Below are 24,074 nucleotides of genomic sequence, written 5' to 3' on the forward strand. Positions count from 1 at the left end.
AATTGTGGGGTTGGGCCTTCCTCTCTAGACCGGCAGCACCATGCCCACTCCCCGCTCGGTCGCGCGCTGGAAGACGCGGGCGGCGGCAGCGGCATCGGCGAGGCCGATACCGGCGAAAATGAGCGCGGTCCGGCCGGAATGCATCTCCTCGCCGGCGAGCCTGCCGGCAACGAGATCGGCGATTTCGCCACGATAGAGCTCGGGCTTTGCCAGTTGCTCGGTGGCGGCCTGCGAGCTGTCGTCGGTGATGATGAGGTCGAGGGCGTCGAAGGTTCCGGGTTTCCAGGAGATGCCGAGATCGACCATGGCGAGAAAGGCGTGGCCGGCGGTCCGGTCGCAGTCGAGGAAGGCAGGAGTACGCGGAACGACCGGCGTGGTGGTGACGACGATGTCCATGCCGGCCATGGCGTCGTGCGGATCGGCGAAGGCAGCGGCTTCGAGGCCCTGTTCGCGGGCTTCCGCGGCGAAGCGTTCGGCGGTTTCGAGGCGGCGGCTGCAGGTCTGGATGCGCCCGATGGGAAAGATCCGGCGCAGGGTGTCGAGGTGGGTACGGGCCTGCAGGCCGCAGGCAATGAAGCCGATGGAGCGGCTGTCCGGCCGGGCCAGGTGCCTGGCCGCGACGGCGGTGATGGCGGCGGTGCGCGCGCCGGTGATCCAGCGGGCATCCATGACGGCCAGCGGCATGCCGGTGCGGTTGTCGGAAAGCACGATGGTGCCGGCGATATGCGGCAGGCCGGTACCGGCGTTGTCGGCAACGCCCACCCATTTGATGCCCGCCTGGGCCGGATGTTCCAGGACACCGGCGGAAGCGAGGAAGGCGGTACCGTTGCCGGAGTGCAGGCCCATCTTGGGTTTCATGGTCGCGGCACCGCGGGCCTTGGCCTCGAACATCGCTTCCACCGCCTCGACGATGTCCGATGGCGGGATGGCGAGGCTCTCGATGTCTGCACTGGACAGGTAGAGCAGTTCCTTGCCGGGTTGCATGGGTTTCTCCGTTGTGTGGTGGTTTGGCCCGGGTCAGAAGAATAGCCGGTCGGGGGCGTAGGGCGAAAGATCGATGCCCGGATCGCGACCGGCGACGATGTCGGCGATGATCCGTCCGGTGAGCGGACCCAGCGTGAGGCCGATATGCTGGTGGCCGAAGGCGAACAGGACATCGGGATGCCGTTTCGAGCGTCCGAGTACCGGCAGGCCGTCGGGCAGCGACGGGCGGTGTCCCTGCCACTCGCCGAGGATCCCGTCGTCGAGGCCCTTGACGTAGGTGCGGGCGATGGGGACCAGCCGGCGGACGGCGCGATAGTCCGGCGGGGCGTCGACGGAGGCCAGTTCGACGCCGGAGGTGATGCGCAGGCCGTCCAGCATGGGGGCCATGACGAAGCCGCGCTCCAGCGCCTGCAGGGTGTATTGCGGGGCGATCTCCGGCATGGGCAGGGTGACGTGGTAGCCGCGCTCGGTATCCAGAGGCACGCGATGGCCGGCATCGGCCGCGAGGCCGCGGGAGAAGGCGCCTGCGGCGATGACGATGACATCGAAGGGGTGGCGGTCGTCCTCCGTGACGATGCCGTGGGCGCCACCCAGCAGGTCGAGTCCCAGGACCTTCGCCCTGAGGTGCCTTCCGCCACCTTCGAAGAAGGTCTCCACCAATCGCCGGGTATAGGCGATCGGGCTGGTGACCCGGCGGTTGGCAGTGAGGTGGAGGGCATGGGTCACATCGTCGGCGATCGATGGCTCGACCTCGCGGATGACGCCGCCCTCGAGCACGTCGAAGGGCACGCCGCAGCGTTGCAGGAACTGGCGTTCGAGGCCGGTGGCGGCATCGAAGGCGGCACGGGACCGGGCCAGCTTCAGCCAGCCGCCGCTGCGCACCAGCTCGCCGGCGCCACAGCGCTGGATGAGGGTATCGTGCGCACCGCCCGCCCTTTCGACCAGGGCACGGATCGAGCGGCTGTGCCGTTCCACCCGCGACCAGCGGCTGGCCAGCATGAAGCGCGCAAGCCACGGCGCCAGCGAAGGCAGATAGCGCCAGCGCAGGCGCAACGGGCTGTCGCGGTCGAACAGCATGGCCGGGACCTTCTTCAGCGTGCCCGGCGTGGCAATGGGCAGCACGCTCGATGCGCTGAGAACCCCGGCATTGCCGAACGAGGTGCCCTCGCCCGGATCACGCGGGTCAACCAGGGTCACCTGATGGCCGTCATCCTGCAGGAACAGGCCGCAGCTGACGCCGACGATACCCGCTCCGATCACGGCGATGGACCGGGAGTGCGTGGATGAGGTCATGAGATACCCTTGAGATGAGTGGCGAGGTAATCGATGAACACCCTCAGCTTGGGCGATACGTGACGCGATTCCGGGTAGACGGCATGCACCGCGATCTCCGGCGTCTGCCAGTCGTCGAGCAGGACGCGCAGGCGTCCGTCGTCGATGGCATCGGCAACGAGGAAGCTCGGCTGGAAGGCAACACCCAGACCGCCCAGCAGGGCCTCGCGGATGATATCGCCGTTGTTGGCGCAGAGCCGGCCGTCGATGCGGACCCGGACCGCGTTGCCATCCCGCCTGAACAGCCATTCACCAGGATTTCTGCTGTAATTGTAACGCAGGCAGTCATGGCCGGCCAGGTCATCGGGCGATTGCGGTGCCGGACGGCGTGCGAGATAGGCCGGCGACGCAACGCAGACCATCCGGCAGCGGGCCAGCTTGCGGGCAATCAGCGAACTGTCCTCGAGGTCGCCGATGCGCACCGCCAGATCGAATCCCTCGTCGACCAGATCAACCCGGCGGTCGTTGAGGGCGATGTCGATCTCCACCTCCGGATAGCTTTCCAGGAAGGCCGGCAGCAGCGGACCCAGATGGCGCAGGCCGAAGGACATGGGCGCGTTGACCCGCAACAGGCCGCGCGGCGCCTCGTTGAGATGAGTTACTGCATGATCGGCATCTTCCACCGCATCGAGAACGGCTTCAATCCGGTCCCGGTAGATCTGCCCCCCCTCGGTGAGTGACAGCCGCCGGGTGGTGCGATTGAGCAGGCGCATGCCCAGGCGCTCCTCAAGTACGGAGACATGCTTGCTGACCGTGGACTTGGACATGCCCAGCTGACTGGCAGCGGCGGAAAAACTGCCCAGCTGCACCACCTTGAGAAACACCCCCATCCCTTCCAGCCGATCCAAGACGCCCTCCCCGCTATCCGTCCCGCCCACATGTCCGAGAGACGCACGGTCGGCAATCCGTGTGCCCCGACCCGCACCGCAACATCGGCTCCCCGGAGAATCTACAGAAATTCAGGAGGAAATTCGATGACTGTCGTTGACGGTGGCGTGATCGCTGCGACGGTAGTCGAGATCGTGGAGAATGCCATCGTGCACACGATACACCCAGCCATGAATCTCGATCTTCTGACCGCGTCGCCAGGCCGCCTGAACGATCGGATTGTGGGCGATGTTGTCGACCTGGGTGCGGACATTGAGCTCGGTCAGCAGATCGGCGGCCTCGCTGCGGTCGATCGCCCCGTCGAGAATCGCGCGGTGGTGTTCTCGCAGGTCGCGCAGGCTGCGGATCCAGTGATCGACCAGCCCGCTGGAACGCTCGCCAAGGGCCGCACGGACACCACCGCAGGCATAGTGACCGCAGACGATCACATGCTCGACCCGCAGGACCTCGACGGCGAATTGCAGCGAGGCGAGGAAGTTCAGATCGGTATGGGCGCACAGGTTGGCGACGTTCCGGTGAACGAAGATTTCCCCGGGATCGATGTCCACGATCTGGGTCGCCGGCACCCGCGAGTCGGAACACCCCACCCAGAAATAACGGGGTGCCTGCTGCTCGGACAATCGCTCGAAGAACTGTGGATCCTGCCCCCTGCGCGCTTCGGCCCAGTCCCGGTTGCGGCTGAGAAGATCCCTGGGGGACACGGGCATGGGCTCAGGCGCTGCCGATGAGGATACCGGCGGCGAACACCAGTGCCCCGCCCAGCACCACCTGGATGGCTGCCCGGAAGAACGGCGTGTCCATGTAGCGTTTCTGGATCCAGGCAATGACCCAGAGTTCGATGAAGACGACGACGACGGCGATCGTCGTGGCCGTATTGAAGTCGGGAATGAGATAGGGCAGCGCGTGGCCGAGACCGCCGATGGCGGTCATGATGCCGGAGGCGAAACCGCGCTTGACCGGAGAACCGCGGCCCGAAAGCACGCCGTCGTCGCTCGCGGCCTCGGTGAAGCCCATCGAGATGCCGGCACCGATCGATGCGGCAAGACCCACAAGAAAGGTCTGGAAGGTGTCGCCGGTCGCAAACGCCGCGGCAAAGATCGGCGCAAGGGTGGAAACCGATCCGTCCATCAACCCGGCGAGCCCCGGCTGCACCCATGTCAGCACGAACTCCCTGTGAGCGGCCCGGTCCTCCTCGCTGCGCACCTCCGGTGTGAGCGTCTCCTCCTCGAACGTCCGCCACTGCGAGGCGTGATGCTGCTCGGCCTGGGCAAGCTCGCCCAGCAGCTTGCGGGTATCGGCGTCCTGAGCCTTGGAGGCCGAGCGAAGATAGAACTCGCGTGCCTGCGTCTCCATGGCCACGGCCTCGTCGCGCATCTTCGCCGGCGAAAGCTGGGCGGCAAGCCAGACCGGCTTGCGGCTGTAGAATCCGGCCACATGCTCCCGGCGGATGAGCGGAATGGTATCGCCGAACCGGGCCTTGTGTCGCTCGATCAGTTTCTGGCGATGGGTTTCCTCTTCCGCCGCCATGCTGCGGAACAACCCCGCGGAGTTCGGGAAATCCCCTTCGAGCCGGGCCGCGAAGGTCAGATAGATGCGCGCGTCATCCTCCTCGCCGCTGATGGCCAGGGCAAGGATCTCCTGTTCGCCAAGGTCGGAAAACCGCTTTCTGCCGGAAAAGCCAAAATTCATGTGCCGCCGCTCTGCCTGGGTTCCAGGGCAACCATGTAACGACCCGAACGAAACTTGCAAGGCAGGGGTTGTCGCGGTGCCGTCCACACCGTCGGACCAGATACAAGAGTGGAATGGTAATACCTGATCATCCGGTAATACGATAAATTTTCGTTAACCATCACACAGAAAAACATATTTCCTAATCTTTCATCAACAGAACTCAAGTCAAATCCGGAAAATAAAATCGATGAAGAAAATACTTCTCGCAACCGGTTCCATGATGGTTGCAACCTTCAGCCTTTCAGCCTGCGGCGGTGGATCGGGTGGAGGTTCGCCCGGTTCGACTCCGGCGCAACCGCCTTCGAAACCGGATTTCTACAACGGCCCGGCAACCGGCAACACGACCGCATCGCCCTACAGCCTGGAACTGTACCGCAGTCGCGCCTATACGCTCATCGGCGGAACGACAGCCTATCTGCAGGGTGCGCGCGGTCAGAACACCACCGTGGCCCTGGTCGACGGAGGCGTCACGCGGTCGACCGCCAACGGCATCGATTTCACCGGCCGCATCCACCCTGCCAGCGCGGATATCGTGAACGGCCGCATCACCGCGTTCCATGAGGACGATCCTTCGGCCGGGCGCGACGGCAACGATCACGCGAGCGCCATTGCCAGCATCATTTCGGCGGCCCGCGACGGCAGGAACTTCGTCGGCGTCGCGCCGGAAGCGCTGCTGCTGTCGCTCGATGCCGATGACGGCCGATATGCCCCGCACTATGCCCCCGAAGACGTCGCCACGGCCATACGCTACGCGTCCGACATCGGCAGCACGGCCATCAACCTGAGCATCGGCGGTTCGGATTTTCCCGAAATCGGGGATGCGGTTCGTTACGCTTCCCATGTCGGCCAGAGTGTCATCGTCACCTCCGCGGGCAATGACGGCGATTCGTTCAGCTTTCCTGCCGCCTACGCCACCGGCGAAATCGGGAACGGGCGCGTCCTCGCGGTCGGATCGATCGACGCCGACCTGAAGCTGTCGGACTTTTCCGCGCGTCCCTCGAACATGAACGAAGCGGCCTACTTCATCGTCGCTCCGGGCGAAGGCGTGCCCACGGTCAACGCCAATGGCGAGTGGGTCATCGCGAGCGGCACCTCGTTTGCGGCTCCCTTCGTGTCCGGCGCCGTCGCCGCGCTCAAGTCGAAATACTCCCATCTCGACCCCGACCAGCTCATCGACATCATCCTGACGACGGCACGCGATCTCGGCGAACCGGGCACAGACCTCACCTATGGCCGCGGCCTGCTCGACCTGGCGGCGGCGCTGCAGCCGGTGGGCAAGCTGTCGCTGGCCGCCGGGGACGGTAGCCGGACCCTGATCGAGAACACCCAGCTCAGTCTCGGACACGCCTTCGGCGATGCGCTGGCGTCCACCCTTTCGCTGAACCGGGCCATCGCACTGGACGGTTTCGGCCGCGGTTTCGCCGCCAACCTGTCGCATCGGATCGACCGCGCGCGGTTCACCGGCTTTCTCGAACAGCGTCTTGCCGGCCGCGAAGAGGAAATCCGCAAGGTGGGCGGCATGCTCGGCGGCGGAGCATTCAACCTGCAGGCTGCCGACAGGCCGGACGGTACCGGGCACGAAGCCTATCTGGGCGAGCGCCGGGCGGAACAGCACGATGTCAGCCTTTCGTGGACCAGCGATGATACCGTTGTCGGCCGCATCGAGGCGGGACTCAACCTGTCGCCTTCGCAGAGGTTGCTGCCCTCGTCCGGACAGAGCGGGCTGTTCGCCGCTGCCGGCGACATGGTCGAGCCGGTGGCCGGGCTCACCGAAAGCGGGCGCAGCCTCAAGGTCAGCGGCAAACGCCTCGCCTTCGCCCTGCACCAGTCCGACGGCGACGAGCGTGGACCGGGCCTCGCCATGCAGGGCCGGCTCGAACTTGCGGATGGCCTGAACCTGACCCACAGCCTGCTCATCGAGGAAGGGGGCGGGCTCGGCAGCAGCGGCGACGGCGCCTTTGCCGGCTTCGGCAGCGGAGCCACCAGCCAGTTCCTCGGGTTCAGCGCCAGCGGCGAGGCGGCAGGCTGGATCTTCGGTGCGGACGTCACGCTGGGCATGACGCGCATGAGCGGGAGCGATCCGCGGCTCTCCGACTGGTCGACGGTGACCAGTTCCGCCTTCGCCCTGCACGCCAGCCGCACCGGCATTGCCATGGAGGATGACCGGTTCGGCTTCATCTTCGGACAGCCGCTGCGGGTCGAGGGCGGTTCCGTCGACGTGACCATGCCGGTCGCCCAGAACAGCGACGGTTCGCTGGCCTACCGCACCGATCGGGCGACGCTGTCGCCGACCGGCCGCGAGCTGCGTGCCGAATTCGTCTACGAGCGCCCCGTTGGCGAGGATGCGGCCCTGACCTCGTTCCTGCTGCTGCGGCACCAGCCGGACCACATTGCCGGGGCGGACGACGAGGCGGTTGCAGGGGTGCGCCTGAACATGCGCTGGTGATTCCCCGCCTCCGTGCCGGTCGCCAGGGAATGGCGGCCGGACGCCTGGGGACCGCAGGCTTCCTGCCGAACCGGCATTCTGCGCCCGGCGAGTGCCGGTTCGGATTGCACCTTGCGGCGATCCATGTCATGACCCGGCGCGTCTTTGGCGAACAGCGGTGCGGACGATGCGGCTTTCTCGTTACTTCCTTCCCGTCCTCAAGGAAACGCCCGGCGAGGCTGAGATCGTCAGCCACCAGCTGATGCTGCGCGCGGGCATGATCCAGCAGCTCCAGGCGGGCATCTACAACTGGCTGCCGCTCGGCTACAACGTGCTGCGCAAGATCGAGGCCATCGTGCACGAGGAGATGCAGCGTGCCGGTGCCATTCCCATCCTCATGCCGACGATCCAGTCGGCCGAGCTCTGGCGGGAAAGCGGACGCTACGATGCCTATGGCAAGGAGATGCTGCGCATCACCGACCGCCACGAGCGCGAGATGCTCTACGGCCCCACCAACGAGGAGAATGTCACCGACATCTTCCGCCGGCATGTGAAGAGCTACCGCCAGCTGCCCTTGAACCTCTACCATATCCAGTGGAAGTTCCGCGACGAGATCCGGCCCCGTTTCGGAATCATGCGCGGCCGAGAATTTCTCATGAAGGATGCCTATTCCTTCGACCTCGACCGCGAGGGAGCTGAGCGGGCCTACAACACCATGTTCGTCGCCTATCTGCGGGCCTTCCGGCGCATGGGCCTCACGGCCGTGCCGATGCGGGCGGCCACCGGTCCCATCGGCGGCGACCTGAGCCACGAATTCCAGATCCTCGCCTCCACCGGCGAGAGCGAGGTGTTCTACGACAGCGCCTTCGAGCAGATCGACTTTACCGCCGACGAGCTCGACGTGGCCCGTCTCAAGGGCCTCTATGCCGCAGCCGACGAAGAACACAACCCGGCAAATGTCCCCGATGGGATAGAATTGCGCACAGGACGCGGTATCGAAGTGGGGCATATCTTCTACTTCGGAACAAAATACTCCGCCCCCATGGGTGCCACGGTCACCAGTGCCGACGGCAAGGAGATCGACGTGCACATGGGGTCCTACGGCATCGGCGTGTCGCGGCTCGTGGGCGCCCTGATCGAGGCGGGACATGACGACAAGGGCATCATCTGGCCGGAAAGCGTCGCCCCGTTCCGCGTCGGCATCGTCAATTTGCGCAGCGGCGACGAAGCCTGCGACGGCCTGTGCGAGACGCTGTACCAGCGCCTGCAGCAGGCCGGCATCGAGGTCCTTTATGATGACCGGGAAGAACGTGCCGGAGCGAAATTCGCCACGATGGAACTGATCGGCCTGCCCTGGCAGGTCGCGGTCGGGCCGCGAGGAGCCAAAAGCGGCACCCTTGAAGTCAAGCGCCGCGACGGCAGCATGGAGCCCGCCGAGATGGATATCGACGCCTTCATGGACCGGCTCGCGGGCTGATGCGCCTCGTCGAGCGCATGATCGCCTGGCGCTACCTGCGCCCGACCCGCGGCGAAGGTTTCGTCTCCGTCATCGCCGGGTTCGCATTGCTGGGCATCACGCTGGGAGTCGGCACGCTCATCGTCGTGCTGGCCGTGATGAACGGCTTTCGCTCCGAACTGCTCGGCCGGGTGCTCGGCGTGAACGGTCATGCCACGGCCATCGCCGGCCCCGAGGGACTGTCCGATCCGGCTGTCATCATGGCCGACCTGGAGGGAGCACCCGGCATCGTCGACATGATGCCCTATGTCGAAGGCCAGGTCATGGCCAGCGCCAATGGCGTCGCCTCGGGCGCGCTGGTACGGGGTGTGGAACCGGCCGATCTCCAGCGGCGTGCCGTATTTGCCGACAATGTCCGCCATGGCGACCTGGCCGGACTGGAGGAGCCCGACACGGTGGCCATCGGCACCCGCATGGCCAACCGCATGGGTCTCGCCGTCGGTTCCGCCATCAGCCTGATCTCGCCCAAGGGTGCGGTCACCGCCTTCGGCACCATCCCGCGGATCAAGGCATTCAAGGTGGCGGCCATCTTCGAGGTGGGAATGTTCGAATATGACAATGGTTTCATCTACACCTCGCTGTCCGACGCCCAGACCTATTTCCAGCTCGGCGACCGTGTAACCGCCATCGAGATCATCGTCGACGATCCGGAGAATGTCGGCAATTACGTCGCCGAGTTCCGCCGTCGACTGGCGAGCAAGGCGCGCATCGTCACCTGGCAGGACCTCAATTCGCAGTTCTTCAACGCGCTAGAGGTCGAGCGCAACGTGATGTTCCTCATCCTCACGCTCATCATCCTCGTTGCCGCATTCAACATCATCACCGGTATCACCATGCTGGTGAAGAGCAAGGGGCGCGACATCGCCATCCTGCGGACCATGGGTGCCACCCGCGGCACGATCATGCGCATCTTCTTCATGTCCGGTGCGTCGATCGGTGTCGCCGGCACGCTCCTCGGCTTCGGGCTCGGACTGGCCTTCGCGCTGAACATCGACACCATCCGCCTCTGGCTTGAGGGATTGACCGGCGCCCAGCTGTGGTCCGCCGAAATCCGCTTCCTTTCCAGGCTGCCGGCCGAGGTCAATCCGCACGACGTGATCCGGGTCGTCGGCATGGGGCTGGCCCTGTCCTTCATCGCCACCCTCTATCCGGCCTGGCGGGCAGCGCGGCTCGATCCGGTGGAAGCGCTGCGCTATGAGTGAACCGGTCCTGCGCCTGGCCGGCCTGCGCCGCACCTTCGTCCAGGGCGGCGAGATTCTGGATATCCTCAGGGGCATCGACCTCGACCTGATGCCCGGCAGCACGACAGCGCTTGTCGGCCCCTCGGGCTCGGGCAAGTCCACCCTGCTGCACTGCGCCGGCCTGCTGGAACGTCCCTCATCGGGCGAAATCACCATTGGCGGGAAAGCCTGCGGCCGGCTTTCTGATTCCGCCCGTACCGGGTTGCGCCGGGATACCATCGGCTTCGTCTACCAGTTCCATCACCTGCTGCCCGACTTCACGGCCCTCGAAAACGTGATGATGCCGCGGCTGCTGCAGGGCAAGGGACGAAGCGAGGCGCGCAGGGATGCGACCGCCCTGCTCGAACGGCTCGGCATCGGCCACCGCCTGACCCACCGCCCGGCCCGGCTTTCGGGAGGCGAACAGCAGCGGGTGGCCATTGCCCGCGCGCTGGTCAATCGCCCGGCCGTGCTGCTCGCCGACGAACCCACCGGCAACCTCGATCCGGGCACCGCCGAGGAGGTGATGCAACTGTTGCTGGAGGTATGCCGTGAAACCTCCGCAGCAGCGGTGATCGCCACACACAATCATGAGCTCGCCGACCGCATGAACCGCACCCTGGTCCTGCAGGCAGGCGTTCTCACAGGTCCGGGAATGTCCCCGCCGCAACCGGCATGATCCCGATGAAGATGGGATGACGGAACGAGGCGAAGGGGCAAGGCGGGGTTCAATTCGAATTCCCTTTTATTCTTTGCAAACACCCGCGAGGAGAGTTACCCCAATCCAACATCCCCTCAGGGGGATGAAGATGAGATGTCGGGATCGTTGAGTTCGGGGCTTCCCGATTCCGGGTCAACGGTGGGAGCGCGACCTGCAGAATCGGGCCATGCGATCGTGTGGAACATCAAGGCGTACACGATCGGCAAGCCGGTCGGGCGGTAACGGTTCAATTCAACCTGCGAAGGTTTTTGCAGGAACAAGACCAGGCCAGACAAACTGGGGATTGAAAATGCAGGCGGTACTCTGGGAACCGGATCGAGACCGGCGTGAAGCCAGCGCCATCATGGACCTGGCTCGCAAACACGGATTTGACGGTGACGATGCCATCGAGCGGCTGCGACAATGGTCCGTCGACGAACCGCAGGATTTCTGGAAGGAAATCTGGGAACTGGGCCAGATCCGGGCCAGTTCGCAACCGTGCCAGGTCCTGCGCGACGGCGACCGCATGCCGGGCGCGCGCTGGTTTTCCGGCTCGCGACTGAATTTCGCCCAGAACCTGCTGCGGCGCAACGACACCTCGCCCGCGATCATCGCCTATACCGAGGATGGCGTACGTCGCGAGATCAGCTGGCAGCGGCTGAACAGCGAGGTGCGGGCCCTTGCCGCCGCACTCCGTGCCGACGGCGTCAATGTCGGCGACCGTGTCGCGGGTTACCTGCCCAACATGCCCGAAGCCATCATCGCGATGCTGGCCAGTGCGGCCATCGGCGCGGTCTGGTCCTCGGCCTCGCCCGATTTCGGCGTCAGCGGCGTGCTCGACCGTTTCGGCCAGATCGAGCCCAAGGTCCTGATTTCGGTGGACGGATATCGCTATGCCGGCAAGAAGATCGACATCCGCGACAAGGTCCGTGACGTGTCGAGCCAACTCCCGTCGCTCAGGCGCACCGTGCTGGTCCCGTTCCTCGACGAGGGGGCGGATGTCGGCCCGGTCCGCGATGCCGTGCTCTACTGCGCCTACAAGCGCAAGGACCCGGCACCGCTGGAGTTTGCCCAGCTTCCCTTCGACCATCCGCTGTACATCCTCTATTCCAGCGGTACCACGGGCAAACCGAAGGCCATCGTTCACGGCGCGGGCGGCACGCTGATCCAGCACATCAAGGAGCATCGCCTGCATTGCGACGCAAAACCCGGTGACCGCGTGTTCTATTTCACCACCTGCGGATGGATGATGTGGAACTGGCTGGTGGGCGGCTTCGCCTGCGAGGAGACGCTGGTGCTCTTCGACGGCTCGCCCTTCCACCCGGAACCCGATGTGCTGTGGACCATCGCCGAACAGGAGAAGGTCTCCATCTTTGGAACATCAGCCAAGTACATCGATGCCTGCAAGAAGGCCGGACTGCGCCCGAAGGACAGCCACGATCTGTCGTCCCTGAGGTCCATTCTTTCCACCGGCTCGCCGCTGGTGCCCGAGAGTTTCGACTACGTCTACGATGCCGTTTGCACGGATGTGCAGCTCGCATCGATCTCGGGCGGAACCGATATCGTCTCCTGCTTCGTGCTGGGCAATCCGGCGGGCCCGGTCCGCCGTGGCGAGATCCAGATGCGCGGGCTGGGGCTTGACGTGCAGATCTGGAACGACGACGGCCAGCCGGTCACCGGCGAGAAGGGCGAACTGGTCTGTACTCGCCCCTTCCCCTGCATGCCGGTGATGTTCTGGAACGATCCCGACGGCAAGCGCTACCACGCCGCCTATTTCGAACGTTTTGACGATGTGTGGTGTCATGGGGATTTCGCCGAACTGACCGAAAGCGGCGGGGTCATCATCCATGGCCGCTCGGATGCCGTGCTCAATCCGGGCGGGGTCCGCATCGGTACCGCGGAGATCTACCGGCAGGTCGAGCAGATGCCCGAGATCGTCGAGGCGATCTGCGTCGGCCAGGACTGGGAAGGCGATGTCCGCGTCATATTGTTCGTCAGGCTCGCCGAAGGTGCGGTGCTCGACGAGGCGCTCGAAAAATCGATCCGCAGCCGTATCCGCACCAACTGCACGCCCAGGCACGTACCCGCGAGGATCATTGCGGTCGCGGACATCCCGCGCACCCGCTCGGGCAAGATCAGCGAGATCGCCGTGCGCGACCTCATCCATGGCCGCACCATCAAGAATACCGAAGCTCTCGCCAACCCCGAAGCGCTCGACCTCTATCGTGACCTGAAGCAGCTTGCCACCTGACGGGTCGGAGCCGGGCGGAAGCGGGACCGTCAGTCGGTGCGGGCGAGCATCGCCCTCGCTGCGTCAAGGTCCTGCGGACGGTTGGCATTGAAGAACGGGTCGACGGGGTCGATGGGAAATTCCGCGATCGCCAGCGGATAGCGGGCCGTCCAGAGGTCGATCTTGCGAAGCTGCTCGTCACGCATGGCGTGTTCGAGGTCGTCGGCGAGGGTGACATCCCACAGACCCACCACGGGATGGGTACGCCCCGCGGACGATACACAGGCGAGCGGCGCATCGAGGGCTTCGCGGACCTGCTGCAGACGCAATACCAGGTCGCGAGGCAGGAAGGGCGTATCGGACGGCACGCTGAGCATCCAGCGGATCTGTGGATGCCGCGCGCGCGTCCAGTGCATGCCGGCAAGAATGCCCGCGAGCGGGCCGGCATGTCCCGCGATGCTGTCCGCCACCACGGGCAGATCGAAGCCGGCGAAGCGGCCGGGATCGCCATGCGCATTGAGGACAATCGCCTCGACCTGCGATGCGATGCGCTCGATGGCGTGGGCGATGAGCGGTCGGCCGCCCAGTTCGAGCAACCCCTTGTCGCCACCGCCCATGCGCCGCGCCTGGCCGCCGGCGAGCAGCACCGCGGCAACCCCGTGACCGGCACCGCACCGCTCTCCCGATATCGCACTCATGGGTTCCTTCCCCCGCTATGCCCCTTCGACATATGCCATTTGTCTTTCCTGACAGGCGTCGTCTACTATCATCACGCTATGCATGACGGGAGAGTGTCAATATCGCGACGAATGATTCGGCGGGATATCCGGCATGACGTCATGTCTGTCAAAGGGGGAGGAACTGAACCATGCCACGAGGCCAGCTCAAGGCTCTCATGCAATCCCGCGATCTCAAGCTGGGTCACTATGTCGGCGAGTTCGTTACACCGGGCATCGGCTACATGCTCAAGGAGGCGGGTTGCGGCTACGCCTTCGTCGACATGGAACACAGTGCGATGGGCTACGACACGCTGGCCCGGGTCCTGCGTTTCATGGAGGCGGCCGACCTGCCGACCATGGTCCGCGTGCCGAGCCACGCCTATGACCACATTGCCCGCGCCCTCGACCTGGGAGCGGAAGGCATCGTCATCCCGATGCTGGGCACGGTGGACGAAGCCAGAGCCGTCATCCGCTCGATGAAATACACGCCGAAGGGCGCCCGTGGCGTGGCGCCCGGACTGGGCAACGATCTCTACCGCATGCGGCAGGTGCTCGACATGTTCGAGGACAGCAACCATCAAACGGTGTTCATACCGCTCATCGAGACGCAAGCCGGCATCGACAATATCGACAAGATCGCGGCCCTCGAAGGCGTCGATTGCCTCTGGGTCGGGCATTTCGACCTGTCCTGCTCGATGGGCATTCCGGGCGAGTTCGGAAACAAGCGGTTCATCGACGCGATGGCGGCGGTGAACAAGGCAGGGAAGCATCACGGCAAGGCTCTGGGCCGGCTGGTGGGCTCGACGGACGAAGGCATCGAGCTGGCTGGCCGGGGATGGGATTTCATCTGCTACAGCGGCGATGTGTGGCTCTACCAGACCGCGTTGCGCCAGGGCCTGGATGCGATCCGCGAAGGCGTGGGGGCGGCGCCACCGAAAGGTGGCAAGGTCAATGCTCCGCACAAGAAGAAGAAAGCCGATTCGGGCAAGAAAAAGAAGAAGGGAAACTGAACGTTGTCGAAATTTCGCGTGGCCTTGAGCGGGGATTTCAGGAAGGCTGACGGCAGCCCGGCCTACCCGATGTTCGATCTTTCTCCACTGGAGGACGATCCCCGGATCGAAATGCTGTATGTCGATGCGGTCGATGGCGCCATTCCCGCATCCGCACTCGAAGATGTCGATGCGCTGATCCTGCTGGTCCCACGCTTTTCGCGCGGCAGCGTGCCCAAGAGCGGAAGGCTCGCCATCGTCGCCCGTTTCGGCGTCGGGTTCGATTCGGTCGATGTCGGGGCCTGCACCGACAATGGCATCGTCCTTTGCACCACTCCCGACGGCGTGCGCCGGCCGGTTGCGATCGCGATCCTCACCTTCATCCTGGCCCTGGCGGGCAAGCTCAAGACCAAGGACACGCTGGTCCGCCAGGGACCGTCCGGCTGGGCGCAACGCAGCGAACACATGGGGACGGGCCTCATCGGCCGCACGCTCGGCCAGCTTGGCATCGGCAATATAGGGGCGGAGGTTTTCCGCGTCGCCGCCCCGCTCGGCATGCGCTATATCGCCTATGACCCGTATGCCGACAAGGCGGTGGCACGGGAGCTGGGGATCGAACTGGTCAACCTTGAGACACTGTTCCGCGAATCCGACTTCCTGTCGGTCAGTTGCCCGCTCAATGACGAAACCCGCGGCATCGTCAATGCCGAAAGGCTGGCGCTGATGAAGCCGACCGCCTACCTCATCAACACCTCGCGCGGTCCGACGGTGGACCAGAAGGCGCTGCACGATGCGCTGAAGAACGACGTCATCGCCGGTGCCGGCCTTGACGTGTTCGAGGTTGAACCGACCGCCGACGGCGAGCCGATCACCCGGCTCGACAACGTCCTGCTTGCGCCGCATGCCCTGTGCTGGACGGACCAGTGCTTCGCCGGCATCGGTGCGGCCGATGTCGAAGCCGTCCTGGCGGTCTCGCGTGGCGAAATGCCCAGGGGCATCGTCAACAGGGAAGTGTCGAAGAATGCGACTTTCCTTGCAAAGCTGGAAAGTTATCGCTGACATCATCTTCATCAGGGAGGAACAGGGATGATAAGGAGACTTGTCTGCGCCTCGGCAGCCGTGACGGCACTGCTTGCCGCGCTGCCGGTCATGGCCCAGACCGCTGCCGAACGGGCGGTCGAGGCGGCCAAGCAATATGCGGGAACCGAGATCACCATCGTCTGGGAAGCGGGCCTGCAATCGCTCGACCCGCTCAACTTCTCCGGCCCGCGGTGGAAGGAGCTCACCGGGATCGATGTCAAGGTGATCGAAGTTCCCACAGCCGAGATGTTCACCAAGATCCTGCAGGAACATCGGGCAGGCACGGGCGCCTATGACGCGCTCAACGTCATTCCCTCGTGGATGCCCGATCTTGCCCGCGCGGGGGCTCTCGAACCGCTCGATGCCTATGTCGACAAGTATGGCTATCGCGAGGAACTGCAGGAGATCGCCCCGGTCTATCGCGACAACCAGATGAAGGTCGGCGATACCATCTACGGCTTCCCCGACGACGGTGACGTGTTCGTCTTCTACTACCGCACCGACATCCTGGGCGATCCCGACCTGCAGGCGGCGTTCAAGGAGAAGTTCGGCTACGACATGCCGGTGCCGCCACGGGACTGGAAATCGTTCAACGACGTCTCCTGCTTCATAACCGAGCGTACCGGCGGCAAACCCTATGGTGCCGCGTTCTTCCGCGATCCGCCCTATGCCCAGTTCATGTTCCAGGAGCGCTTCCGCGTCGAGGGCGGGCGCTTCTTCGACGCCGACACGATGAAGGCCACGGTCAACAGCGATATCGGGGTGCAGGCGTTCACCGAAATGCGCGAGGAGAACAAGTGCATGCCGCCCGGCGTGGAAACCTGGGGATTTGTCGAGAACCTCGCGGCATTCCTGTCGGGCGATACCGCCATGACCATCTCCTGGCCACCCTATGGCCGGTGGGCCGCGGGCTACGGACTCGATCAGGACGCCTTTTCCTGGGTGCCGAAATCGACCATCGCCGGCAAGGTCGGCTACGCCACTCCTCCCGGCGACGCCCCGGAACTGGCAGCAGGTTTCTCGCTCGCCCTGTCGTCCAGCTCGCACAACAAGGAAGCCGCCTACCTCTTCATCCAGTGGCTGAATTCCGAGGACATCAGCCTCGAACGGGTGCAGCTCCCCTATGCCCTGCGCGACCCGTTCCGCAATTCCCACTTTGTTTCCGAGGAATACAAGTCGCGCTGGCCGGAAGCGCCGCAATATCTGGCGGCCCTCGAAGCCGGGGCCAGGACCGGTCTGCTCGATCTCTCGATCCTTCAGACCGACAAGTACGAGGAGGCCCTGCGCCAGGGCATTTCACGACTCTGGGCCGGTGAAGATCCGAAGGCCATCCTCGACGATGTCGCCTCGCAGTGGGATGCCATCACCGAACGCATCGGCGTCGACAAGCAGCGCGAAGCCTACAATGACTGGGCTTCCAAGCCGAACGCCTATCCCAACTGATCGTCCCCGACGACAACGGCACCCTGACCCGTCATCGGCCGCGATGACGGGTCCTTTCCCTTGCGGGATACCCCGGTCGAACAGCGGGGAACCGGGTGGGTGCGGTCGCACCCCGCCGGATCAGAGAAGTTCGACAATGAAGGGAATGAGCGGAATGTCGGCTTCCGGCATCGGCAGATCATACAGGACAACAGGCCTCACCCAGCGGACATTCTGCCCTTCTCGACCTTCCACGTCTCCCTGCCATTTACGACAGACATAGAGTGGCATCAGCAGATGGAAATCGGCATAGACATGCGACGCGAAGGTCAAGGGAGCAAGACAGCTTTCGTGCGTCGAAATTCCCAGTTCCTCATCCAGTTCCCGAATGAGACTTTCCTCGGGCGTTTCGCCGGGATGGACCTTGCCGCCCGGGAATTCCCACAATCCGGCCATGGGCTTGCCCGCCGGACGCTGCGCCACCAGCACCCTGCCATCGCCATCCACCAACGCACAGGCGACAACCAGCTTCAGCGGCCGTGCGGGTTCAGGAGCGGTAATCGGCATTGATGTCGATGTAACCGTGGGTCAGATCGCAGGTCCAGACCGTGGCCTTGCCGCCGCCATCCCCGACCGAGACATCGATCCCGATCTCGCTGCCCTTGAGGTGCCGGGCAATCGGGGCTTCATCGAGATCCGCTAGTCCCCCGCCATCGCGAGCCACGGCATGACCGCCGAAGGCAATCGCGATCTTCCCGTTCTCGATGACTTCACCCGACTTGCCCAGGGCCATGATGATGCGCCCCCAATTGGCATCCTCGCCGGCTATGGCCGTCTTGACCAGCGGGGAATTGCCGATGACAAGCCCGATGCGGCGGGCCGCGGCATCGTCAACCGCCCCGGCGACACGGATGGTGATGAACTTTTGCGCTCCCTCGCCATCGCGCACCACCATCAGCGCCAGTTCCCGCATCAGGCCTTCGAGCGCCTCGCGGAAGTCTGCCAGAATGGGATCGTCGGCCGATGGGGGGGCGGCATGCCCGGCCTTGCCCGTCGCCATGAGGAGAACGGTATCCGATGTCGATGTGTCGCTGTCGACAGTGATCGCGTTGAACGAACGATCAGCGCCGCGGCTGACGAGTTCCTGCACCACCGGCGCCGGCAGGACCGCGTCGGTGACAATGAACGACAGCATGGTCGCCATGTCCGGGGCGATCATGCCCGAGCCCTTGGCGACACCGGCGATCGTCACGGTGACGCCGCCGATCCGCGCCCTGGCCACCGCCCATTTGGGAAATGTGTCAGTGGTCATGATGGCGGCGGCGGCCTTGTCGAGACCCATCGGGGAAAGACTGCCGATCAGGTCGGGTACCCGCGCGCAGATACCTTCGACGGGAAGACGGTCGCCGATGACACCCGTCGACGCAACGTAGACTTCATCGACCGGACAATTCATCGCCGCGGCAACCGTCTCGGCCTCCCTGACGACTGCGGCATCGCCCTCCGCACCGCGAAAGACATTCGCATTGCCGGCATTGACGATGACAGCTCGCGCGCGGCCAAGCGGCAGGATCCGCCGGCACCAGAGGACCGGATGTCCGGCCGTGGTGGACCGGGTGAACACGCCTCCTACCGTGGTTCCCTCATCGAGCGCCAGCAGTGTCAGATCGTCGCGATTGCGATAGCGCAGCCCCGTCGCGAGCGTCGCGAAGCGCACGCCGGCTACCGGAACGGGTTCGGCCATGGTCGAAGGTGCGAGCGGCGATCGCTGCATGGTGTTTGTCCTGCTTGCCGATGAGACAGTCGCCGGGTGCCTTAGCCACGTCGGCAAGTCAAGCCATCATTTCGAGATCGTCCGGACCACAGGACATCCCCCGACCGGCACCGGACCGGGGCAATTCGGACCCGGCCGCGGACCATGCAAACCCGCAGCCGAATCCGTCCCCGTCCTCAGCTCCTGGCGCCATTGCAGTCGATGACGCCGAACTCGACACGACGGTCGAGTGCATCCATGGCATCGTCGGTCCCGGAACCGATGATGGCCTGTGCGCTCCCCACGCCATTGGTTATGGTCCTGCTCGCCATCGCCGGGTCCACGTCGATGAGACGCTTCTGGATCACGTCGGCCCGCAACAGCGACAATCGATCGTTCAGGGCCGCGGGGCCCGTGGCACTGGTGTGCCCGGTGATCTCCAGACAGGCATTGTCCTGCACGGAACGCCTGGCGATCTGCTCGGTCCAGATCGGATAGGCCTCGGTAATCCGTGGATCCGGGAAGAATGCCGTCGATCCCGGCTTGAACAGGTACTTGACCGCAATCTGGCCATTGCGCAGGCCGTAGTCGATGATCGAGCCGAAGGCCTGACTGGCATCGTCGCGCCGGCCGAGCTTCCAGTTGGCCATGTAGATGCCGTTGTAGATCCGCAACTGATCGCCGGCGGCCGTGCTGCGGGCGTTCAGATAGAGGTCGAGCGCTTCCTGGTAGCGGCCGCTCTCGTAGGCGTCGATGCCATCGGCCACCAGAGACGCGGTCAGGACGCCTTCGAGATAGGTCGGGTCGATCGGGTCCCCCGGCTTGGTCTTCTGACAGGTGTTGATATAGGCCTGGATCCAGTTGTCCTGACGCCATGTCGGGCTCTCGGTGAAGAACGGTGTCGGCGTCGCGTTCACATCCTCGATGCGGGCAAAGGCCACTCCCTTGCCGACGGTGACCCCCTTGGCGAGATCGGCGAGCACAAGGCAGATACGGAACGCGTCACGCTTGCCGGCCGTCTTGCGCATCTCGTTGACCGGCGTGAACGTGCCGACCAGCACCAGCGGATTCTCCGCTACCGTCTCGGGGGAGAAATCCTTCACATCGAAATACGGGTACTTGTCCCGGGCAAGCGACATCAGATCGGCCTGCATCGAGCGCGTCGTGTCGTACTGCACGCCGGTAACGCCGTCGACCAGCGGATCGATGACCAGAAGATGGGTCGTTTCCTTGCTGACATTGGCATCGGCGAAGAGCTTGTTGGCGGCGGACCAGAACGCCTCGTCGAACGGAAGCGGCGGTGGCGGCGTCTCCGCCGGCTGGGCGGCTGCGGCCGGAGCGGCGGGCTGGGCCGCAGCCTGCGGTGCCGCCTGTGCGGTCGTGGCGGCCGGCTCATCCGGGGCATCGGTGAGGCCCATCATGTCGTTCCACCAGCCGCAGGATGACAATGTCACGGCCAGGGCCAATGCGGTACCGATCCGGAGATATTTCCGAGGTTCAGTGACAGTGCGCCTGCAAGAATGTCCTGTCATCATGAGTGAGATATTCCCCTAATTGTGCCTTGATGAGGATGTCCGCGCATTGCGGATCCTCTCGCGGACTTGTCGTCTTTTCGACAGCCGCCTGCTTCCCGGCCGGCCGGCTGGCCTTTTCCGGTGCGGGCGTGGAAGCCACGGGGGCCGGGCGCTCCCGCGAGCGCAGGACGGCAAAGCCGATGCTTACGGAAAGTTCCTGGTTCTGAAGCGCGTCCTCGAGCGAGGAGAGATATGTTGACGTGGACTGTTCTCCCTTGCTGGTGAGCTCCAATGGCTGATCGGTGACGACGGCCATGAGCAGGTGCTGGCCGACGGATGCCGGAAGGCGCCATTTGCCATCGGCAATCCTGCGGGTGACGTCGCGAACGTCGTCGACCGCGAGCGGCTGGACGGTACCGTCCTCGCTGAACAGGGCGAGATTGACATGGCCATGACGCGAGCCGCGAAGCTCCAGTTCCAGCTGGTCGCCGGCAAACCAGTCCCGTCGGGCCGGGCGGACATCGACGGTCGACATGACCACATCCTCTCGACCCGCGAGCACCTTGCGCACCGTATCGACAGGCGCACAGAAGCCCTGCCGGAGGGGCTCGATGCTGACATCGTCGGCCGGCGGCAGCTTGCGTTCGGGCAGGCGGCGAACGGCCTCGACGACGGCATCGGGCTCGCGGCTGTATCCGTTCACCTCCAGCCTGGCGCCGTGCATGGTCACATCGACGACCGTGCAGGGAACCTCCTGCAACCAGTTCCGCGCGACAAGCGGTGGCGTCGCCGGACGCGCCGTCGGCAGGATGAGCATGCCGGGCAGTGCCTGCTTGGCCATGCCGGGTGCCGGCGGCCGATCCACCGGAAGCACTTCCTTCGGCAACAGTGCCGCCACCTTGACCTCTGCCCCCAGTGCAGGAACCGCAGCGGTTCCTGCCGACGTCGCGTTCGCCACCGGCCGCCCCGCATCATCGACGGCATGGGCAGCAAGCTGTCCCTGCCCATTGGCCAGCGGCCGCAGTTCGCCCGTTCCCTGGAACGATGTCGCCGTACCGGGCAGGCCATCCCACGTGCTTTCCACCGGACCGGTTGCGGTTTCCACCCTGGCCAGCTTGCCGGTGGCCAGCGACGCCACTTGAGCGAAAGCGTGCGCGGATGTCTTGGTGGGCGTTACGCCACCGCCAGTTTGCGCGATGGCAGCGAAAGAGGGAACCGGCGCGGGCTGGATCGTCACAGGGCGCGGTGGCGGCAGGCCGTCGGCGGTGGTATCGCTCAGGGAGACCACCTGCTGTCCGTCGGTACGCCCCTCGTCGGCAACGCGCATCGCGTCGATCCTGATACGTGCAAGCCCGGCAAAGACCCCATTCGGGAACTGTCTCAGATATTCCTCGAACGGGGCTGTCGACCGGCTCGATTCGATCGACTTCCAGAATGCCAGCTCCAGCTCGACACGCGCGCCGGAAGCATCGGACGGACCGTCCGCATCGTCCGGCGGAATGAAGTAGAAGGGATCGCCCCCGAGCGACCCGTAGACATGGGGTTCCTGGCGGTAGCCGGTACTCTGCAGCACCGCATCGCGAACCTTGCGGAACAGGAACTGGATTTCGAGACCGGGCTTGTCGATATATTCGAGGAGTGCCGTGGTGAACGGGCTGTTGGATCCATAGCCGTCCTCGGCAACCTGACCGTCCTTGGCGGCGTAGGCGACCAGCATGTCACCCGGCGGCTCGATCCGGGCAAGGCCGCGACCGACGCTGCGGCTGCTGCCGGTCGAGCGTACCATGCGGTTGGCGAAGGGATTGTTGCGACAGGCGTCCAGAAGGACGATGCGCAGCTTCCTGGCCGGATCGACCGATCGCATGACCAGATCGAGTGGCACGGCCTCGAAGTCGATATCGACGTCGCTCGCCAGTTCGGCATCGACGGGAATGAGGAAGTTCTGTCCGCTCATCTCAATGCCGTGGCCGGCATAGAACACGAGCGCCACATCGGCGTCCCGGGCTTCGCGGGTGAAAGTCTGCAACTCGTGCTGGAACGCGGCACGGTTGAGATCGGTTCGCACCGTCACCTCGTCGAAACCGACATGCCGGAGCGCACTGCCGATCGCATGGGCATCGTTGTCGGGATTGGGGAGTTCGGAGGCGTGCTGGTAGTTGCTGTTGCCGATGACAAGCGCCACCCGGCGCTCCCTTGCGTCGACCTCCCCGCCGGCGAGCAGGAAAATCAGTGCGAGGAACAGGATCCGGCACGGCCGCATACCGTGGAATCCTGTTGCAACCGGTTTCATCAGCCCCCTCTTTCGACGTTTCCGCAGAAGTGCCATATTTACCATACCCATTCAAGACAAACGGGATCGTCGGCTTGACTTCTATGCCTCAACATACCTATGGACGCGGTGATATTGCTCACACTCCCTGTCAGGGTTGGGTCAACATCAAAGACAATCAACCAGAGACTTTCCCCGATCAAAGAATATCTCGATGTTTTCATGCCTGCCCGCAAATGTGACAGCTATCGGCAATTCGAAATCTCTCTGTTATGAGCTCATCAGCTTGGTGAATTTCGAGACCATGAATTCATGACAAGGCGACAGGAAACGTGAATCGTGCATTTACGCCCGAAGGGGTGCATCCGGGCTTCGGACGCTATCACCAGGCGGTGGAGGTTGCCGCCGGGAGTCGTTTGCTGATCATGTCGGGTCTCCTCGGCATCGATGCCGACAACGAGATACCTTCTGGATGCCGGGAACAGTGCCGGATCATCTTCGACGCGATCGACCGCTGTCTGGCACAGGCCGGCATGTGCCGTCGGGATATCGTCCACCTGCGCACCTATCTGACAGACGCGGAGGATCGCCCGCTCTACATGGCGGAGCGCGACGCCTTCGTCGCCGACCCTGCACCGGCCTCCACGCTGCTGTTCGTCAAGGCCCTGGCACGACCGGCCTTCCGGGTGGAGATCGAAGCGACGGCGGCCGGCCGATGAGCATACTCCATATCTACAGCCACCCGCTGGAACAGTCCCTGCACGGCGCGATCAAGAACCGCGCGAGAGAAGTTCTCAAGGGTGACGTGGACTTTCTCGACCTGAACGCCGAGGGCTTCAACCCGGTCCTCAGCTCGCGCGACCGCGAGATCTACCACGACGAGACCCGCAACGCGGAACTGGTCCGACCCTATGTCGACCGGCTCATGGCGGCATCCACGTGGATCGTCCAGTTCCCGACGTGGAATTTCGGCCCGCCGGCCATCCTCAAGGGCTTCCTCGACCGCGTCTTCCTCCCGGGTGTCGCCTTCGACCTGTCGGACCCGGCACGCACCCGCCCGCTCATGACCCATGTCGAGCGGATCGTCGGCATCGTCACCTACGGTCAGCCACGCCATGTGGCCTGGTGGATGGGCGACCCTCCGCGCAAGCTGATCAAGCGGCATCTGGGCTGGCACTCCGGCGGGCGGGCAAAAATCGACTATCACGCCCTTTACCATGTGAATGCCTTGACCGAGGACCGCGGCCGGATATTCATCGACCGCGTTACACGAGCGTTGGAACAAATATAGCCACAGGGGAA

At 64.5% G+C, this 24,074-nt stretch carries 20 protein-coding genes; 10 read left to right on the top strand and 10 right to left on the bottom strand.

Annotation, left to right across the window (positions count from 1 at the left end; all coding sequences use genetic code 11):
- Positions 1 to 24 precede the first annotated feature (24 nt).
- The 5 genes from H6851_16660 to H6851_16680 all read right to left on the bottom strand — a co-directional run bounded on the left by H6851_16660 (position 25) and on the right by H6851_16680 (position 4,893).
- Positions 25 to 984, bottom strand: a complete 960-nt coding sequence (locus H6851_16660) for an ornithine cyclodeaminase family protein (GenBank protein ID MCB9945240.1) — start codon at positions 982 to 984, stop codon at positions 25 to 27.
- 33 nt (positions 985 to 1,017) lie between these two features.
- On the bottom strand, positions 1,018 to 2,277 hold the full coding sequence (locus H6851_16665; GenBank protein MCB9945241.1) for an FAD-dependent oxidoreductase: 1,260 nt from the start codon (positions 2,275 to 2,277) through the stop codon (positions 1,018 to 1,020).
- Entirely contained in the window at positions 2,274 to 3,164 is an 891-nt protein-coding gene (locus H6851_16670; protein MCB9945242.1) for a LysR family transcriptional regulator, read from the bottom strand. The genes H6851_16665 and H6851_16670 overlap by 4 nt, the downstream gene beginning before the upstream one ends.
- A 111-nt stretch (positions 3,165 to 3,275) precedes the next feature.
- On the bottom strand, positions 3,276 to 3,911 hold the full coding sequence (gene can, locus H6851_16675; GenBank protein MCB9945243.1) for a carbonate dehydratase: 636 nt from the start codon (positions 3,909 to 3,911) through the stop codon (positions 3,276 to 3,278).
- Positions 3,912 to 3,915: 4 nt separating this feature from the next.
- A complete protein-coding gene (locus tag H6851_16680; GenBank protein ID MCB9945244.1) occupies positions 3,916 to 4,893 on the bottom strand; it encodes a VIT1/CCC1 transporter family protein in 978 nt (325 codons plus the stop codon).
- 229 nt (positions 4,894 to 5,122) lie between these two features.
- On the opposite strand from H6851_16680, the gene H6851_16685 reads away from it, so the two are divergent.
- The 5 genes from H6851_16685 to H6851_16705 all read left to right on the top strand — a co-directional run bounded on the left by H6851_16685 (position 5,123) and on the right by H6851_16705 (position 13,047).
- A complete protein-coding gene (locus tag H6851_16685; GenBank protein ID MCB9945245.1) occupies positions 5,123 to 7,381 on the top strand; it encodes a S8 family serine peptidase in 2,259 nt (752 codons plus the stop codon).
- A gap of 166 nt (positions 7,382 to 7,547) precedes the next feature.
- On the top strand, positions 7,548 to 8,837 hold the full coding sequence (locus tag H6851_16690; protein MCB9945246.1) for a proline--tRNA ligase: 1,290 nt from the start codon (positions 7,548 to 7,550) through the stop codon (positions 8,835 to 8,837).
- The gene (locus H6851_16695; GenBank protein MCB9945247.1) at positions 8,837 to 10,078 is read left to right on the top strand and encodes a lipoprotein-releasing ABC transporter permease subunit; all 1,242 of its coding nucleotides are present in this window, start codon (positions 8,837 to 8,839) and stop codon (positions 10,076 to 10,078) included. Before H6851_16690 ends, H6851_16695 begins: the two co-directional genes overlap by 1 nt.
- Positions 10,071 to 10,775 carry an ABC transporter ATP-binding protein gene (locus tag H6851_16700; protein ID MCB9945248.1) on the top strand — a complete coding sequence of 235 codons (705 nt, stop codon included), beginning with the start codon at positions 10,071 to 10,073 and terminating at the stop codon, positions 10,773 to 10,775. Before H6851_16695 ends, H6851_16700 begins: the two co-directional genes overlap by 8 nt.
- A gap of 331 nt (positions 10,776 to 11,106) precedes the next feature.
- Positions 11,107 to 13,047, top strand: coding sequence for an acetoacetate--CoA ligase (locus H6851_16705; protein ID MCB9945249.1), 1,941 nt, complete (start codon positions 11,107 to 11,109; stop codon positions 13,045 to 13,047).
- A 29-nt stretch (positions 13,048 to 13,076) separates the two neighbouring features.
- On the opposite strand, the gene mobA is transcribed toward H6851_16705, so the two are convergent.
- Complete coding sequence (gene mobA / locus H6851_16710) at positions 13,077 to 13,724, bottom strand: molybdenum cofactor guanylyltransferase MobA (GenBank protein ID MCB9945250.1); 648 nt, start codon at positions 13,722 to 13,724, stop codon at positions 13,077 to 13,079.
- A 170-nt stretch (positions 13,725 to 13,894) separates the two neighbouring features.
- Between mobA and H6851_16715 the strand changes: the two genes are divergently transcribed.
- From H6851_16715 to H6851_16725, 3 genes are all read left to right on the top strand, one after another.
- Positions 13,895 to 14,755 (top strand): hpch/hpai aldolase, encoded by an 861-nt coding sequence (locus H6851_16715; protein ID MCB9945251.1) that lies wholly within the window; start codon positions 13,895 to 13,897, stop codon positions 14,753 to 14,755.
- 69 nt (positions 14,756 to 14,824) lie between these two features.
- Positions 14,825 to 15,793, top strand: a complete 969-nt coding sequence (locus H6851_16720) for a dehydrogenase (protein ID MCB9945252.1) — start codon at positions 14,825 to 14,827, stop codon at positions 15,791 to 15,793.
- Between the two features lie 27 nt (positions 15,794 to 15,820).
- Positions 15,821 to 17,257: an extracellular solute-binding protein gene (locus H6851_16725; protein MCB9945253.1), complete on the top strand. Its 1,437-nt coding sequence runs from the start codon at positions 15,821 to 15,823 to the stop codon at positions 17,255 to 17,257.
- Positions 17,258 to 17,377: 120 nt separating this feature from the next.
- Here H6851_16725 and H6851_16730 read toward each other — a convergent pair whose 3' ends face one another.
- From H6851_16730 to H6851_16745, 4 genes are all read right to left on the bottom strand, one after another.
- On the bottom strand, positions 17,378 to 17,803 hold the full coding sequence (locus H6851_16730; GenBank protein ID MCB9945254.1) for a (deoxy)nucleoside triphosphate pyrophosphohydrolase: 426 nt from the start codon (positions 17,801 to 17,803) through the stop codon (positions 17,378 to 17,380).
- The gene (gene argJ / locus H6851_16735; protein MCB9945255.1) at positions 17,784 to 19,010 is read right to left on the bottom strand and encodes a bifunctional glutamate N-acetyltransferase/amino-acid acetyltransferase ArgJ; all 1,227 of its coding nucleotides are present in this window, start codon (positions 19,008 to 19,010) and stop codon (positions 17,784 to 17,786) included. The genes H6851_16730 and argJ overlap by 20 nt, the downstream gene beginning before the upstream one ends.
- 176 nt (positions 19,011 to 19,186) lie before the next feature.
- The gene (locus tag H6851_16740) at positions 19,187 to 20,521 is read right to left on the bottom strand and encodes an OmpA family protein (protein ID MCB9945256.1); all 1,335 of its coding nucleotides are present in this window, start codon (positions 20,519 to 20,521) and stop codon (positions 19,187 to 19,189) included.
- Positions 20,487 to 22,793: a caspase family protein gene (locus tag H6851_16745; GenBank protein MCB9945257.1), complete on the bottom strand. Its 2,307-nt coding sequence runs from the start codon at positions 22,791 to 22,793 to the stop codon at positions 20,487 to 20,489. Before H6851_16745 ends, H6851_16740 begins: the two co-directional genes overlap by 35 nt.
- Positions 22,794 to 23,104: 311 nt before the next feature.
- Between H6851_16745 and H6851_16750 the strand changes: the two genes are divergently transcribed.
- Together H6851_16750 and H6851_16755 are read left to right on the top strand one after the other, a co-directional pair.
- On the top strand, positions 23,105 to 23,491 hold the full coding sequence (locus tag H6851_16750) for a RidA family protein (GenBank protein ID MCB9945258.1): 387 nt from the start codon (positions 23,105 to 23,107) through the stop codon (positions 23,489 to 23,491).
- Entirely contained in the window at positions 23,488 to 24,063 is a 576-nt protein-coding gene (locus tag H6851_16755; protein MCB9945259.1) for an NAD(P)H-dependent oxidoreductase, read from the top strand. Before H6851_16750 ends, H6851_16755 begins: the two co-directional genes overlap by 4 nt.
- The last annotated feature ends 11 nt before the right edge of the window (positions 24,064 to 24,074 follow it).

Source organism: Geminicoccaceae bacterium (assembly GCA_020638465.1).
In the GTDB taxonomy this organism is placed as follows: domain Bacteria; phylum Pseudomonadota; class Alphaproteobacteria; order Geminicoccales; family Geminicoccaceae; genus JAGREO01.